This is a genomic window from Patescibacteria group bacterium (genome assembly GCA_041650995.1).
Taxonomy (GTDB): Bacteria; Patescibacteriota; Patescibacteriia; order XYB2-FULL-38-15; family XYB2-FULL-38-15; genus JAHIRI01.
Genome location: JBAZJZ010000001.1, coordinates 12,027 through 28,572, shown reverse-complemented (window position 1 = coordinate 28,572; position 16,546 = coordinate 12,027). Strand labels below are relative to the sequence as shown.

Sequence of the window (16,546 nt, the reverse complement as noted above, 5' to 3'; positions counted from 1 at the left end):
ATCCTGTTTGATTTAGTAAATCCTCCAAAGCGCGGCCTCCGCGGCAGTGACGTCAGTGCCTGCAACGTAGGTAACGGTCGTCGGAATTGTGAGAACGTGGATGTTCTGAAAATTATTCGCGGTAAAACCGACCGAGGTTATTTTTCTCTTCTCGGCATTCTGGATATAGTAGACGTCAGCTGCGCTGGAATATTTTACGAGCGCGCCGGTTGGATGAGAATCAGTTGTGATGTCTGTTCCAAAGGTGTAGTCAACCCAAAAGACGACCGGAACGTCAATGACCTTTGTGGCCCAATCAGAACCATAAAGAGTAATGGCGCGAGCTTCAGTCGGCACCCAGCGGAGAAGACCGCCTGGCTCAACCGCGTAAACCTTGGGATTCGTATCAATCTTCACAAGCACAGTACCAGGGCGAACTGTGACATTTTTTCCAAGATCAATCGCCTGAAGAGTCGCCGCGGAAACACTCTTAATATTGGCAAAATCAGAATACCAGCTGTTGTAGGTCTTTACATTTGGGAAAATGTGGCGCTTGTTGTCAGAACCGTAGTAATAGACAGTTGTGCTCAAAGGACTCTTAAAAAGATCGCCCGCTTGCAATTCGCCTAAAGGAGTTTCTGGGACGCTTGGAGTTTCTGGCGTGCTTGGGGTTTCCGGTGTCCCGGGGGTGGGAGTGACATAGGTAATGGCAAAATTTGCGTCGGAAATATCTGAAGTCACAAAAATGCCGCTTTCATCATATCCCTCAATTTTGATTTTTGCGGTGGCACTTGTCACATTAGGAACAGTCCAAGCATAAGAGCCGTCATTCGCTTCATCAAGATCAATGGTATGGGAAAAATTAATGCCCGAATCAAGGGAATAGAATAATTTTACTTTATCAATTGTTGTTCCCGCAGAAGACCATGTGATATTGTGGCTTGAATTGCCGGCCCAGGATTCGCCGCCATTTGGAGAAGTCAATGCAATAGATGTCATTTCGGAAATCCCGCCTGTTGTGCCGCTTGAAGCCGCGACGGTGGTGAAGACAAAAGGATTCTTGGAGCTGGCGCCGACATTAGGATCGCCTGCCGCAGCCGAATCGATTGTTCCAGCCAAAGTGATAGTGTAAGTCTGCATACCAGCCCAAGCTTCGTGAACGGCGTAAGTAACAACTGTGTTACCCACCGTCCAGGCAGCGCTACCAAGTGTAAATGTTGGGGATCTTCCAAGAGAGGCTGTTGTAACTGAGGCTGTAGTCATTGGCTCTGAAAAGGTAATTGAGAATGTCGCGTCTAAGGCTACTCCCGTAGCGCCGTTGGTCGGCGAGGTACTAAGGACAACTGGAGCGGCGCCGTCAGTCGCAGTAATTGGGCCGACAAAAGGTTGTACTGAATTCATTGAGCTATCTCCTACACTATTTTTGGGAGCGGCGTTAATATAATTAATTGTTGGATTTACTGCGCCACTGGTTTCATTTGCGTCAGCTGAAATTGTAATTTGAACATCATTTCCGGAAACACTGCAAGCTGAAGGAGAGGCTGCTGTAATACTGCCTGGCGTTGGGATTAACCAATCTCCCGCGTCCCAAGTACAAACTAAGCCGACATCCGCAGACATCGTAACGTCAATGCGATCAACTGTGCCATCGGCATCAGAATCTTTATAAGCAGCTGAAACCGGAATTGGCGAAGCTGCGTCACCAATATCAACCGGGCCTGTTGTGCCGGCGGGGTTAGAATAAAGGTCTACCACACTATTATTTGCATCATCATTGTCATAAGTAACCGTTGGAGCAACCGCGCCGCCGGTTTCATTCGCGTCAGCAGTAACTCCTATGGGGTATGTAATAGTTCCGGGATTATCACTGGAAGTGGCATAAACCGCGCCGATTGAACCGACCGTAATTGTCCAATCAACTGCCGTGCTGCCTGTCACTACTACCGTCTCCGACCAAGAAGCATTAAGAAAATTGATCATCCCATCATTATCATCATCAGTATATTGTCCACCAATCAAAACCGGACCAGCGCCATCGGCATAAGTGGCCTGGGTTTGGTTACCAAGCAGTGCATTGGTATTTGGAATACTATCAACCAAAGAAAATGCATTCTGCGTGGAAACCGCCAATGTGCCCGAATCATCATGTGTGGCAACAATACTTGCTTCTGTCCCCAGGATTACATCAGTAGACGCAACAGCGCCAACAATAAGATCCGTAGCGTCGGTTCCAAAATCCGCGCCTAAGAAACTACCTACATCACCAAAAATTAAATCATTGGCCGCAAGAATTGAAGTGGCGACAACTGTTTCTGTATAATCAAGAGTTATGCGATCAATTTGTCCATCACCGTCAGCGTCTTTGTAAGTAATTGTTTTGATAACCGGCGCGGCACCATCAGTGGCTACCACATTTACACCATTAACCATTTCTACGGAACCCGCGCTGTCCACAATTGTGGAAGCCCCCGCTGTGGTGTACGTTACCGTAGGAGTTATACTTGTGTCACCAGCAGTGCATCCCGTAAGATTGCTCAAGACTAATGTTGGCGCAGCGAGTGCCGTATAATCTACGTTTGGTATTGTACAGCCATCCGTGAGGGTAATAACGTCTAAACCATCAGCGCCAGCGCCAGCATCGGTAATATCCGCGTTTTCACTAAAAGTGATTGTAATCTGATCAACTGTGCCATCTCCGTTCGTATCGGCTGTCACTGCGCTAGACATGGTAATTACACCGGCAAGCGCGGGCCGAACACCTGGGTTTTGAGGGGTTGGCATGGTAAACGCTACTGCCAAGCCGATGACTAAAAATACTACCACCGACAATGGTAATACTTTAAAAAAGCCTTTTTTGATTTTTTCTGCCATATTTTTTTAGTTAATTTAGCCAAATGTAAAAATTAAAAATGGCCAAACTGAAAAATTAATTATTTTTAAAAATAAATTTATCCACACGCCCTAATGAATGGTTTTTTTATTATACCACAAAACCAGGCCGGAATAAACCCAGCCTGGTTTTTAACTATCTAACCTTATGCTAAAAAATCCTCGTAAGCGCAGTCTCCTCAGCAGTCAAGGGCGAACCCAGAGAATAAGACAATGTGGTTGGAACAGAAAGGACGTATCCGAGCTGGAAGTGATTGGCAGTAAAGCCAGCTGTGGAGATTAATCGCCTTGCCGATCCCTGGATGTAGTACTTGTCTGTTGAGCCAGAATATTGGATTATTGCTCCTGTTGGATGAGCATCAGTTGTTATGTCGCTTCCAAAGGTATAGTCGCCCCAGAAAACCACCGGGACATCAACAATCTTTGTCGCCCAGGCAGAACCGTACAAGGTGGTGGCGCGGGCTTCGGTCGGCACCCAGCGGAGAAGACCGCCTGGTTCAACGGCGTAAACTTTAGGATCTGTTTGGATTTTCACAAGCACAGTGCCGGGGCGGATAGTGACATTGTTACCAAGAGCCAATCCCTGAAGTTGAGAAGCGGGAATAATCTTAATGCCAGTAAAATCAACATACCAACTCTTGTAAGTCTTTTCATTTGGGAAGACGTGGCGTTTACCATCAGAGCCATAATAGTAAACAGAAGAACTCAAACTACTCTTAATCAAATCGCCAACGCTCAAAGAAACTGGGGTTTCGCCAACTGGAGGAGTTTCGCCAGGAGCTGAAAAGACAACTGAAACGGTTTGGCTAAGAATTACACCCGCGGCAGTCGCCGTGTAAGTTGAAGTGCCGGCAGTACCGGACTTCACTTCAAAAGTGGCAACGCCATTTGCGCCAGTCGTACCCGTCACAGTAGTGACCGTATCAGAAGTGCCTCGACTTGAGGCTAAGGTCACAGTCTTGCCGGAAAGCAAATTGTTGCTTGTGTCTTTGACAGTGACTGTAACGGTTGATTTAGAAGTCCCATTGGCAACAACTGAGGTTGGAGAAGCAACAATCGTAGAGTTTGAGGCAGAAACCTCTGTTGTAGAATAAGTGATTGTAAAATTCGCGTCGGAAATATCATTTAAAGAACCGGCAGCTACTTTTATTTTAGCAGTACTTGTCCCAATGTTCGGCACTGTCCATATGTAAGATCCATCATTTGTTTCGCCCGTGGCAATGGTGTATGGGAAATTAATTCCGGAATCAAGGGAGTAGTAGATGCTCACAGTATCAGTGACACCCGCCGCAGACCAAGTGATGCTATATGCTGAACCGCCGACCAAAGTTTCCCCGCCATTCGGAGCAGTGACGGTTACAGAAGCAGGTAAACTGCTGCCGCCGCTGCTGCCGCCGCTTGAAGCCGCGACTGTTGTAAAGTCAAAGGGATTGGCGACCGGACCAGTTCCAAGATCAGGATCACCCACGGCAGCCGAAGCGATAGTTCCAGCTAAGGTAATAATGTAGTTCTGCATGCCGGCCCACGCATCATGTGCCGCGTAAGTCAAGACTGTATTGCCAGCCGTCCAACCTGCCGCACCAAGAGTAAAGGACGGAACTCTGGCAATCGCGCCGGTGACAGAGGCTGTAGTCATTGGTTCAGAGAAGGTGATAACAAGGTTTGCGTCTAAAGCCACGTCGGTTGCGTTGTCGGCCGGAGAAGTGGTCACAATGACTGGAGCAGCGCCATCGGTTGCGGCCGAGGAAGCTCCTTCAGCAACAAAACTAACGCCGGCATAATCCAAAATGCCATCACCACCAGTGATCTGCAACTTTAAAAGATCATAAGTATCATTGGCAGTTGGGTTGCTCAAGCCAAAAAATAAAGTAGTGTCATCGGTTGTGTCTGCATATGCTTCGGTTTTAGCCGTACCATCATTTAGAGTAATAACGAAATCCGTGACGGCGACAGAGGAAGCATCCATGACCTCGGTAAAGGTAGCAAGAACGCCATCCAAATCACCATCAGCTGTTCCCGCAGCGCCCGAAGTTGAATTAGTGTCTTTAGTGACGCGCGTCAAAATTAACGGAGCGGCGCCATCAACTAAAGATCTCGGCCCAAAAGTGGCGGTATTGTTGACTGTGTCGTTGATATCGTTGTGGGCATTAGTATAAGTAAAGGTTGGCTCACTTCCTCCCGTGGTTTGTTTACCGGTTTTATTGGCGTCGGAAGTAATGTGCGCATTGGCCGCATCAGTACAGGTATAGGTTACAGCCGGAGAGGCAGTACAATCGCCAATGAGAAAATCTCCCGCCAAATTAACATCACCGACCGCTGAAAATGCCCAATCCGCAGCAGTCATGGCGGTCCAAGTTGTCGACTCGGAAAATACAAAAGTAACTTCATCGATATTACCACCCGCGTCGGAATCTGCGTAAGTTGCGGAAACAAGATATGGCGCAGCCGCGTCAGTCGCCGTAAAATTAGCCGCATCCTGATTGCCATCGGCGACTACACTTCCTGCCACACCCGCGTCTGTATAGTCAAGTCTCGGATCAACTGCCCCGCCGGTAATATCCGGAGTAGTTGTAACAGCTACGTCGATATATTCATCGGTCGTACAAGAAGCAGCGTTAGTAAAACCATTTACAGCCGTAACATTTATTGTCCCAGCCGCGCCCACTGCCCAATCACCCGCTTCATAAGTGCAGGCAGTAACATTAGTGAAAGTAAGTCTGATATTATCAACTGTTCCGTCGGCATCCGCGTCTAGGTATGTGGTAGTCAAAGGCGCTAAGGCAGCTGCCTTAGCCGGGTTAACTGGTAAACTATACCAGACACCGACGGACACGCCGATGACTAAAAATACTACCACCGACAATGGTAATACTTTAAAAAAGCCTTTTTTGATTTTTTCTGCCATATTTTTCTAAATTACGAATTAAGAATTGGGAACCGCGAATAAAAATTTATTCGCGATTAATTCTGAAATTCGTCTTTATTTTCCCCGCAGAAAGTAAATTCTCGCGGGATAAGATTTATATTTAATTAAATTTATTAGTAAGTAGACGTCTTTTTAAGAGATTGCCGCGTCGTCCCACTCTGGCGGGACTCCTCGCAATGACAAAAAACAACAAAAAAATGCCTAAAATTAAGCATTAAACCAGTCTCTCCCCCTAGAGAAACTTAAAACTAATTCGCCTGTTTGCGAAACGACAAGCACGGTACGATTCATAAGAATTTAATCTTCTTTTATTTTATCACGAAAAAACGAGTTGGTCAAGAGGAAAGTTATCCACAGTATTTGAATGTAATGGGTAACGGGTAATAAGTAACGAGATTTTCCCCTCCCCTTAAGATAAGGGGAGGTTGGGAGGGGTTATGAACGGCCATCAATTTTTTCTTTTATACTCATCGCCACTCCATCTAGATTAGTTAACACCTCATCATCCCAAAATCTCAGGACATAAATCTTATATTGTTGAAGATATCCAGTACGCTAGTCATCATGTGCCTTTTGTTTCTCCTCTCCATGCTGCCCGCCGTCGAGTTCAATGGCCAACTTATGTTTAGGGCAGTAAAAATCAAGAATGTAATGGCTGACACTATACTGACGAAAAAATTTTAAGTTGTCCGTTTGCTTGTTTCGCAATATACTCCACAATTTTCTTTCTGCATCAGTTTGGTTTTTACGCAGAATACGCCGCCTTATTTTAATGACAACATTATTACACAAACGAGGCATTTTCATAACTCCCCTTAATCCCCTCTTATCTTAAGAGGGGAAAAATTTTGACCCGATATCCATGATTACCCATTACTATTTACCAGTTACCAATTACTCCGTCACCCATGCTCTTTTATCCTCGTCAATCGTCGCTATCGCCTGCTCGGCGGAAAGATTATAATCGGCGGTAGCGGAAATATCCGCGCCGTAATTATAATTTGTAGAAAAAACTTCTGGCACGGCAATGATTTGGCTCTCCCAGTTCGCTCCAAAAATCGCGACGGCCACCTCGGCGGTTTTAATCCAGTGTAAAACTCCCTCGCGGCTTACGGCATAAACTTTGGGATCCATTACTTTCCACGGCGTATCCATGCTCACGATTTGGACTAATTTTCCAGGACGAACTGTCACGTTTCCGGTTGTCGGCACTGAAGCGAGTTCTGCGTCGGAAATTGTTTTAATTGAAGAAAAATTAGAAAACCAGGAAGAATAAGTCGCAGCGGTCGGGAAAATATATCTTCTGCCATTCTCCGCGTAATAGTAAACAGCGGTGCTGCCAGACCCTTTGATCAAATCTCCCGCGGCAAAAGTTACCGCAGTAAAAGTTATAACCGGCTGCTCTGAAATTTCTACAGTTCCGACCATGGCCTTTAGTGTCGCATCGCCTGCCGAAGTTGATTTTATTTCAAAGGTAGCCACGCCATCAGATCCGGTTAAATCTTTTGTTGCCGTGATGCTATCGGTTGAACGGTTTGAAGTTAAAGTAACGGTTTTCCCGGAAAGCGTACTGCCAGCGGAATTTTTAACGGTTACTGTGGCAAAAGCTCTTGCTACGCCATCAGCAGTCAAAACATTCGGCGAAACGGAAACCGTGGAAAGCGCGGCAGAAACCGCGGTCGCGGCGGTCTGGTCAACCGTCACTGTGATCCCCTCTCCGAGAGTCTCCACATTGCCAATCCAATCCGACCCCTGAGTTTTAATCGTATAAGTTCCGTCGGAAATATTTGTCCAATTGTATTCCCAGGTTGAATAATTTGTTCCGGTATTTGTGACATCAACCCAAGAGCCGGCCGAACTTCCTGATGAAATTAAAATCTGCACCGAGGCCGGAGTTGAACCGCCCTGATCGCGCGAAGTGCCCATGATTTTGTAACTTGAGCCAGTGAGCGTTGCTCCGCCGGAAGGCGAAGTAATCACGGTTTTCGGCGCGCTTGCGTCATAGTTTGAAGGCCAAATAGTTTGAACGTGTGGATTCAAAATCCCTTCGGAAACTCCCGTCGTTCCAGCCAAAAACAAACCCGTGTCTCCCAAATCAAACCTGCCGATTGTTCCGCTATCTTCAAGCGCCGGCACTTTCATTTGCATTGTTTTGTTGGATGAAATCACGCTCCTTGATGCCGTTTCGATACTTACGAAAATTCGAAGCCCGGTCGCGGGTACAGTTTCCTGAAGCGCCTGCAAATACCAATATCCGCCGGTTTCATAACGCACTGCTTCGCCTATTTTTTTGTCTATATCCATTCCCTGAAATCCCGTTGGTCCAATATCCGCCCAAACCACAACTTTAGAAATATCCCAACCCCAGGCTGTTCCTTCATTTTTTAAAGTTAAAGCGTTTAAAACATCAGCTGCTCCATCCGCCCGCGCGATTGTAAAATCCATCACTAACTTGTCAAACTCCGAGGGGTAAAAAATCGCGGTCGGAGCGGAGGTGTTTGTGACGGTGATGGTTTCGGATGCCTGCGCAGAAAAACCCGCTATAATTAAAAAGAAAATTAAAACTGAAAAAAACTTCTTCATAATTTTTAAATTTTATAATTTTTAATTTTTAAATAACATAAAATATTATGCCCTGAGCTTATCGAAGGGCTATTCCCATTTGCTCCACTCACCCTTAATCAATTTTTCTTTCTTTTTTCTTGTCCAACCCTTTATTTGTTTTTCTCTCCTCCTCGCCTCTTCCAAATCTTCATATTCTTCCAAAAAGACAACTTTTTCCGGCTTATGAAGTTTGGTGTATTCCGCCCCAAAACCGGACAGGTGCTGTGCCCAGCGATCACTTGGCTGCCATGTCAAACCAGTGTAATAACTTTTATCTTTACACCGAATAATATAAATGTACCACTTCCATCCTGGCATATGCTACGGCCTGAGCTTGTCGAAGGCCGCCCTTCGACTCCGCTACGCTTCGCTCAGGGAATAAGATTGGTACATTAAAAATTAAAATTTTATTATTTATTTCTTCAATTCTTCAAGTTCATTCTTCGCCGTAGTATTTTCCGGATCAAGTTCAATCAAGCGCTCGTACCAGCGAATGGCCTCGTCTTCCGGACCAAAATCTTTGTAGTAAATAGCAAGCGGCCCAACAAAGTAAAGTTCATTTTCTGAATTGGCTTCCAGACCTTTTTTCAAAATACTTGGAATTTCAATTTTTCTCTCCGGCATTTGATAGCGGTAGAGATCAGCCAAACCGCGATAAGCGGCAAGCCACTTTGGATTGCTTTCCATAACTTTTACATAAGCCCCGGCCGCCTCAGGGTATTGTTCATTTCTTATGTAAAGATCAGCGATATTCATCAAAAGAAGCGTGTCGTCCGGTTTAATTTCCAAGGCTTTTTCATACAATCTAACCGCCTCTTCCAAATCGCCATTGTCCCTTTTCCAGAGTGCGATTTTTATGTAAGAGCTTGTGTCCGACGGATCATTTTTTAGAGTTTCATAAGCTGCTTTAATATCTTCAGGCAAATTTTCTTCTTCACTGGAAAATAAGGAAGAAACATAGTTTCTCAGATCCCCCATCTTTCCTTGCCAACTCCATGTTTTCCAGGCAAGAAGTCCGCCAAGAATTAAAACGAGGACTACGACAAGGATAATGATTTTTGTTTTTTTGGTCATAGGTTTTTAAATTAATTATTAAAATGTTTTTTAAATTAAATTTTGGAGTAATACCCGGAGTGACAGCCTTTAGGGTGTTACCATAACAGCCTGAAGGCTGTCATTCCGAAAAGTTGCAGGCGCTGTCAGTCTGACCGTCAATCTATGTTTTTGTGGAATGACACGCTTTAGCGTGTTATCTAGTTTTAACAGCCTGAAGGCTGTCATTCCGAAAAGTTGCAGGCGCTGTCAGTCTGACCGTCAATCTATGTTTTTGTGGAATGACACGCTTTAGCGTGTTATCTAGTTTTAACAGCCTGAAGGCTGTCATTCCGAAAAGTTGCAGGCGCTGTCAGTCTGACCGTCAATCTATGTTTTTGTGGAATGACACGCTTTAGCGTGTTATCGTAACAGCCTGAAGGCTGTCATTCCGACCGCGGCGTTATTCCCCCGCAATAAAATCAACAATCGGATAAAGTTCAAAACACGAATCAACCCACTCTTCCCCTTTTATTTTACTCCAATTTTTCGCGCTTGAAAAGGGATAAGCAAAAATGCCCGCCAAGTCGGTGCGCAAACCATGCTTTACCGGATTTTGGTGAATGTAATTAAAATGTTTCCAAAAATCAGCTTCGTCGCGAATACAATGGTCAAAATATTGGTACCAAATTTTACGGCCTTGTTCGTTCTCCAATTTATTTAGTTCAAAAGAGCTTTTGCCGTTAATAAAATTAATAAATTTAGATAAATTTTCCCCTGACAGAATCTTAAATAACAGATGATAATGGTTATTCAACAACACCCAGGCGTATAAATGAATCTCAAATTTTTGGAGTCCTGCCTTTAGGCAAAGACAAAATAATTTCTTTTTAAAATCAGCGTCAAAATATGGTTTTTGATCCACGGTTCTCACGGTAATAAAATAAATATTATTGTCCGGAGTGACACCCGGAGTGACACCCTTTAGGGTGTTACCACTTAAATGTGGCGGACGATGGGCATTACGATCTTGAGGGAACATAGAAGTAATTGGAGTGACACGCTTTAGCGTGTTATTGTAACAGCCTAAAGGCTGTCGGTCCGTGTTTATTGTGGAGGCTGTCAGTCCGTGTTTATTGTGGAGTGACACGCTTTAGCGTGTTATCGTAACAGCCTAAAGGCTGTCAGTCCGTGTTTATTGTGGAGGCTGTCAACCCGTTGTATTTATTTTACCACAAAATCAAAGCAGGGCGCCGAAGCGCCCTGCTTTTTCTATATCAACGAATTCAGAGATTAGTAGCTCAAGCTTCCGCCAGTCAAAGGCAGATTCTTGGTTGCTGGATGTGTGCTGTCCGCTGAACCAGTCCTATCGCCGACATCAGTGCCAGAGCTGTCGCGATAAGTCACACCAAACATGGTGGTCTTATTCGCGGCAGAGTTGCTGACTGACATCTGGTAGGTTTTGGTTGAAAGGGCGCCAGTCGTGTCACCAAAGATTCTGATGACTTTCGTGGTACCAGCCGCAATCTGGAGATTGTCGGCCGCAGCCCAACCAGCAGCGCATTTATCACCAGTGCCGTCAGCAGCACCAACGGTGCAGCCATTCGGACCAATTGACAACTGAGCCGCGAGAGGAGCAGTGCTGCCGCCATAAGTGTTGGCGTTGGCAGTCACGACCGTGGCATAAGTTGTGCCAAGATCATCGCTCTTCACGGTTAAGTCGCCAGTACCGGAGATAGTCGCTGTGCCGCTGTTCACCATTTCCAATTCTCTGATAGTGATATCATCACCAGTGGCAGTAAGGTTGAGTCTTAAGACTTCCTTATTCAAGCCAGCGGTTTGAGTGCCGGAAGGTGAAGAAGCGTTCAAGCTGACAGTTAAGATACCTTTGTGAGCACTGAAGCCATTTGAAGCAAAGACTTGGCCAGTTGTGGCATGCGCCGCACTGTTAATGGTATCTTTGTCAATTATCGCGCCTGAAGATTGGCCAGTCGCAATAATCCAGTAGTCCTGGTCGCCAGCTCCATCGCCCCAAGTATTATCCTCATCTCTGACCGTGCCATTTGTCTTCGCGGCTTCAATACCAATTTGGATCAAAGCACCAGCAGAGGTCGTCACCTGAGTCTTGTCAGGCAAATCAGCCTTGATGGTGATTGTCTTATAGCTGTCCTTTGGAATAACCAAAGTTCCGCTATCCAAGACAACGGTAGCGAGACCATTGGCATCTAAAGAGTAGCCTCCGGTATTGCCGACCAAGACACCATCAGCATAAACATAAAGTTTCGCGATGTTGCCCAAAGTGCAGCTTGTGCCGCCTTGAGCGTTGTTACCGCAGAAGAGACCGATCGTCGTGATGTCAACTGGCTCATATTGAGTGGTGAATTTGTATTTCATCACTTCATTGCCGGTTGAGGACGAAACGAGCTGAACAGCAGACGGCATATCAGCCGCTTTTTCAACCTTCAAAGTGCCGCTTGCCTGGGTTGACTGCTGTTGTCCATTCCCCGAAACGCTCTTTGAGGCTGTATTACCAGTAGTCGCGCCAATCGCAGTAACATCTCCGCCTGCGGCAACATTCCATGCAGTCACAGAAGTAGTATTACCAACAACATCTGCTTTTAAAGTTAGGCGAGAAGTTGCTGTTTTAGAAACAACGATTGGGGTTTGGAACGTAAACGCCAGTGTCGCTGTCGTAGCGCCTCCGTCAACCATTGTGGCGGTTGAATTTGAAGTCACCAAGCGTTCATTCACTGCTGTGGCGTCAGTGTTATCCGGATCGCCCCAAAGTTCAAAATTGTTGAAGTCAGCGACCGGGCGTGAGGCAGCTACTGCGTCAGTAGCCGTTACGGTAATAGCTGAAATTCTGATGTTTTCACCACCACCTGAAGCATCCAAATCAAAATAGGCAAGAACCTGATCCTGCGCGTTAACCACCATATTGCCGACAACCGGAGTCGCGGCTGTGGTGACGGCTAATACCGGACCTTGCAAAGTCATCGTGTTGCCAGTGATTATAGATGCCGGAGGAACGGTTCCGCCGGTTGAAGTGGTGTAAGTGGTTTTGCCAGAATTCGCGCCTTTGCCAGTAATCGCGCTGGTCTGCATATCAACAACAATCGTGTTTCCAGCGGTCATTCTTGTGTCCAAATTCGCTTTAGCATAAACCACAGTTGTGCCAACCGGCAAAGTGTAACCATCAGTAATGGTCAATGTTTCCGTACCAACGCTGTTGTTGGTGGTAGCGCCATCTTTTGGACCAGCCAAAATGGTGCCGTCAGCTGTTACTAATGTGAAATTAGTAACATACGTTCTAATACCAGTTCCACCTGTACCAGTGCCATCGGCAGTGGTGTAACGAACCACTGTTGAAGTGACATTGATCGGCTCGCCAGCCACGACAAAATCAAAGGCCATCAAAGGAACGTTTGATCCGCCCACGGCAACTTTGCTAGTGGCCGGAGCTAAAGCGCTCTTTGAAACTGTTAAATAGCCCTGATTAATTGTTTGTCTTTGACAGGTGTAATCTGTAACACCAGTGTCGCAGAAAGCAACCGTGTTGGTAAAGGTCGGGGTAATACCAAAGTTAAAGGTTCCACCCTTTATCATGCCGGAGAATGATGTGCCATCATGGACGTCAAAACCGATTGTTCTGCCAGAACCGCCAGCCATATCGGCCTTAATTGACAATTCAACATAAGCGCCCTTGGCAACTGTTAGATTCAGGTTTGAAAATACGGCTTTGCCGTTTGAATCCAAACCAGTCACAGTTCCTAAAGAAACGCCAGCTGTATCGTTGAAGAGTTCAATATTTTTGACATCAGTGTTGGCAGCAGTGCCATTTTTGATGGCGCTGATCTGATCAACAACGATCGGCTCGACTGAGCCAGCGGCAATTTTAATCTGTGAAAATCTAAAACCAACCGCGGCCGGATCAATTCCGACATCGCCTGACGAAGAGCCCGGATTCAATGGACCGCCTGAAATTGTGGCGGAACCGATTGAAGTGTTGACCAAAGACATCACGTTACCATTGATTGGGAACGTGCCGGAAACTGATGAAGTTGTGGTAATATCAGCAACATTGGCAATGCCCAAGATATGCTGATCAAACGCGGTCGCGGCAGCAATATCAGCAGCCAACATAACCGCTTTTGTGGTGCCGGCAGAAATCGTAATCGGGTTTGAGGTCAAAGAGAAGGTTGCTTGATGAAGCGAACCTAAACTCTGAGAAGTGCCGCGTTGCACGCCATCAACAAAAAGTTTCACGGCGCTTAAATTCGCGTCAATACCAAGACCGGATCGTGTGACCTTAAGGCCGGTAATGACAACATCAGCGGCGCCAGCAGTGAAGTTAACCTTTGTGAAGTTAACGTCAGCCGCGCTCTTTGGCACTGAAGCGGCAGCCGGAGTGTCGGAGGCTAAGGAGACTGTTAAGGCTCCACCACCGGAAACGCCGGTCAAACCTTTGCACTCATTGATTGAGGCAACAGCTTGCTGAGTGGCTAAACTGTAGTCACCAGCAGCATTGATTTCCGCGCCAATTGTGTAATTGGTGAGGAGAGCTTCTGGAATAGCGACAATCTGTGATTCCCAGGTCGCGCCGAAGATGGCGACAGCGACGTCCGCGGATTTAACCCAGCGAAGAACGTTGTCTTTTTCTACGGCGTAAACTTTAGGATCCATTACCATCCAAGGAGAATCCATGCTGACAATCTGGGCTAATTTGCCCGGACGAACAGTCACGTTACCGCCAAAAGGAATGGCAATTAAATCTGCGTCGGTCATAGTGGTGACAGCACCAAAGGTGGAGCCATACCATGACGCATAAGCAGCCTGATATGGGAATACATATCTCTTCGCGTCCGCGCCGTAATAATAAACGGCGGTGCCAGAGCCCTTAATCAAATCGCCAGATGTCACGGCATTAGCAGCTAATGGCAGTGCCAAAGCGCCAACTCCGATTGACCAAACGATTGTGGTAAGAACAACGGCAAACGTGAAGACTTTCTTCCCGCTTTTAATCAAATCGTTCATAAAGTAAATTTCTTGTTTTGCCACGAACCAAACTAAGAATAAACTCGCGTTTATTTCTTGGTTTTCAATTCGTGTTTATTTTTATTAATGACAAAAGCCCCATTTGGGTCGACCTTTATGCTTTTATCGATTTATAAATTTAAGAATTAAAAATTAAAATTACTCTGTGGCTGTCGGCTCCTGCACTATGTCAATCCCTACTTTTAAAGTGCTTTCATCAATAACTGGCTCGGCCGGCGGAGGCGGCGTGACAACTTTGACCGGGATGTATGTTTTTACTGTGTTGGTATTTGTATTCACTTCGGTTTTAGTGTTTGTAACATTCTCTGCGGTATCCGTCAAATCAGGATTTTGTTCTGTGACATTCTCGCCACAAGCTTCGCCACAATCCGCAACTTCTGTCAGGGCGGGAACAGCGGCAACTGCTTCGGTGGCTATCTGCTCCGCTTGCCTGGCCAACTCTTTACTTTCAATAGCTTTAGTTAAGGCAATGCTCAAATCTTTTTTATTTAAAGCTTCGCGAGCTTCCCCTAAAACAACTTTTGCCTGGCCGACCGTCTGTTGAGCCACAAGGGTCGCGGCCGGATCAACTGGTAAGGTCAAGCCGCTTGCTTGTCCCGAAACTGCCTCTACTTTTTCTTCTATGATTTCAATTTTTTCACCGACTCTTTTTAAAACATCTCCCTCGGATTCTCCTGTCAAAATCACAACTCCTTGAACATGTTTTTCCACAACTAAAGCCAAGGCTGCATCGCTTGTTTTATCCGCTAAGTCCAAACTCTGATTTATGTTTTTCGCCGCTCCATTCAACGTGGGTAATTCATTCGTAGCCGTAACCAAATCTTTCTGATACTCAGCTGTTTTGTTGTCAATAATTTTAGCCACCTCAACCGTAGCCTCAGGAGACGATTCTTTGTTTAGATTATCTAATTTATTTTGCACTGTAGAAATTTCTTCTTTAAATTTATCCATGGCAACATTAATTTTCTTAGTTTTTTTCTCAACCGAATCAGTATTTTCTTTTATTTTCTTTATTTCATTTATTCTTTTTCCAGCCAGCTCAACGTGCATTTTTGCCGATTCTTTTTTATCAAAAGTCAGAGCCACCTGCACTTTTTCGGAAGCAATCTTCAAACCATAAAGCGCGTCGCCAGGCAACGCCAATTGCGAAGCGGAAACAGACAGACCGCTACCCAAAACAAGTGCGGCAACTGTTACAAGAGCCATGGCCGGACGGGCTACTAATTTCATTACTTTCCAAGGAAAAACGATTTTTGATAACTCCAACGCCCAACCTTCATTTATAGAATTCTCACTTAAATTATTCTCAATCTGCGACATCAAAAATTCCCGATTGGATTTTTTCCATTCGGTCCTTGCTTCAATTCTCTTTAGCCCTTTGAGTTTTTTTATCAAATCAGTGGACATAATTTTGATTTTTCGCTAAAACTTTTCGCGTGGCTTCTTCTTTTAAGGCGGCGACGGCGCGGTGGAGCAGAACTCTAACCGCCCCTTCCGATTTTCCTAAAATTTCCGCTGTTTCTTTCACGCTCATTTCTTCAATAAATCTGAGAATTATTATTTCGCGATATTCTTCTCTTATTTTTTGTAAAGCTTTTTTAACTTCTTCAAGGTCTGAGGCCAGTTCAATTTTTTCCACCAAATCCTGCTTCTCATCAACTATTTCCACAGCGGCCGATTTTTCTTCATCGCTTTCTTGCGGCAAGGCGACAAATTCTTTTTGATCTCGCGAACGGTAAAAATCTATTACAGTATTTCTCGCGGTTTGATAAAGAAAGGCGCGCAGATTATCAATCACTTCCGAACCCATTTCATTTATGTATTGCCAGGTTTTCAAGAAAACATCACCCGTTAAATCTTCTGCTTCTTCCTTTCGGCCGACTTTAAAATAGATAAACCGATAAATCTGATCAACATAAATATCGTAAAGTTTGCCGAAGACCTCTGGGTCACGGGTGGCGCGCAATTTAAGGAAAAGATATTGTTCTTTCAAGCTTCTACTCATTGAGACGATTTTTTAGAATTTTGTTACAGCCTCATTATAGAGAAAAACCGCTAAAA

9 protein-coding genes and 1 pseudogene are annotated in these 16,546 nt (G+C 45.4%); all 10 read right to left on the bottom strand.

Annotated elements, in window-relative coordinates:
* Nucleotides 1-12 precede the first annotated feature (12 nt).
* Nucleotides 13-2,850: an Ig-like domain-containing protein gene (locus WC445_00100; protein ID MFA5128354.1), complete on the bottom strand. Its 2,838-nt coding sequence runs from the start codon at nt 2,848-2,850 to the stop codon at nt 13-15.
* Nucleotides 2,851-3,019: 169 nt separating this feature from the next.
* Nucleotides 3,020-5,773 (bottom strand): invasin domain 3-containing protein, encoded by a 2,754-nt coding sequence (locus WC445_00095; GenBank protein MFA5128353.1) that lies wholly within the window; start codon nt 5,771-5,773, stop codon nt 3,020-3,022.
* Between the two features lie 456 nt (nt 5,774-6,229).
* A pseudogene (locus tag WC445_00090) lies at nt 6,230-6,595 on the bottom strand (endonuclease domain-containing protein).
* A 93-nt stretch (nt 6,596-6,688) separates the two neighbouring features.
* Entirely contained in the window at nt 6,689-8,377 is a 1,689-nt protein-coding gene (locus WC445_00085) for an Ig-like domain-containing protein (protein ID MFA5128352.1), read from the bottom strand.
* A gap of 69 nt (nt 8,378-8,446) precedes the next feature.
* A complete protein-coding gene (locus tag WC445_00080) occupies nt 8,447-8,716 on the bottom strand; it encodes a GIY-YIG nuclease family protein (GenBank protein MFA5128351.1) in 270 nt (89 codons plus the stop codon).
* Between the two features lie 96 nt (nt 8,717-8,812).
* Nucleotides 8,813-9,472 (bottom strand): tetratricopeptide repeat protein, encoded by a 660-nt coding sequence (locus tag WC445_00075; protein MFA5128350.1) that lies wholly within the window; start codon nt 9,470-9,472, stop codon nt 8,813-8,815.
* A 421-nt stretch (nt 9,473-9,893) separates the two neighbouring features.
* A complete protein-coding gene (locus WC445_00070; protein ID MFA5128349.1) occupies nt 9,894-10,472 on the bottom strand; it encodes a transposase in 579 nt (192 codons plus the stop codon).
* Between the two features lie 251 nt (nt 10,473-10,723).
* Nucleotides 10,724-14,464: a hypothetical protein gene (locus WC445_00065; GenBank protein ID MFA5128348.1), complete on the bottom strand. Its 3,741-nt coding sequence runs from the start codon at nt 14,462-14,464 to the stop codon at nt 10,724-10,726.
* Nucleotides 14,465-14,623: 159 nt separating this feature from the next.
* Nucleotides 14,624-15,892: a DUF5667 domain-containing protein gene (locus tag WC445_00060; GenBank protein MFA5128347.1), complete on the bottom strand. Its 1,269-nt coding sequence runs from the start codon at nt 15,890-15,892 to the stop codon at nt 14,624-14,626.
* Complete coding sequence (locus WC445_00055; GenBank protein MFA5128346.1) at nt 15,882-16,490, bottom strand: RNA polymerase sigma factor; 609 nt, start codon at nt 16,488-16,490, stop codon at nt 15,882-15,884. The genes WC445_00060 and WC445_00055 overlap by 11 nt, the downstream gene beginning before the upstream one ends.
* Between the last annotated feature and the right edge of the window lie 56 nt (nt 16,491-16,546).

Bases quoted from the DNA above. Each gene is read 5' to 3' on its own strand.
- WC445_00100 (MFA5128354.1), bottom strand. From the start codon at position 2,850: ATGGCAGAAAAAATCAAAAAAGGCTTTTTTAAAGTATTACCATTGTCG.
- WC445_00080 (MFA5128351.1), bottom strand. From the start codon at position 8,716: ATGCCAGGATGGAAGTGGTACATTTATATTATTCGGTGTAAAGATAAA.
- WC445_00085 (MFA5128352.1), bottom strand. From the start codon at position 8,377: ATGAAGAAGTTTTTTTCAGTTTTAATTTTCTTTTTAATTATAGCGGGT.
- WC445_00070 (MFA5128349.1), bottom strand. From the start codon at position 10,472: ATGTTCCCTCAAGATCGTAATGCCCATCGTCCGCCACATTTAAGTGGT.
- WC445_00055 (MFA5128346.1), bottom strand. From the start codon at position 16,490: ATGAGTAGAAGCTTGAAAGAACAATATCTTTTCCTTAAATTGCGCGCC.
- WC445_00075 (MFA5128350.1), bottom strand. From the start codon at position 9,472: ATGACCAAAAAAACAAAAATCATTATCCTTGTCGTAGTCCTCGTTTTA.
- WC445_00060 (MFA5128347.1), bottom strand. From the start codon at position 15,892: ATGTCCACTGATTTGATAAAAAAACTCAAAGGGCTAAAGAGAATTGAA.
- WC445_00095 (MFA5128353.1), bottom strand. From the start codon at position 5,773: ATGGCAGAAAAAATCAAAAAAGGCTTTTTTAAAGTATTACCATTGTCG.
- WC445_00065 (MFA5128348.1), bottom strand. From the start codon at position 14,464: ATGAACGATTTGATTAAAAGCGGGAAGAAAGTCTTCACGTTTGCCGTT.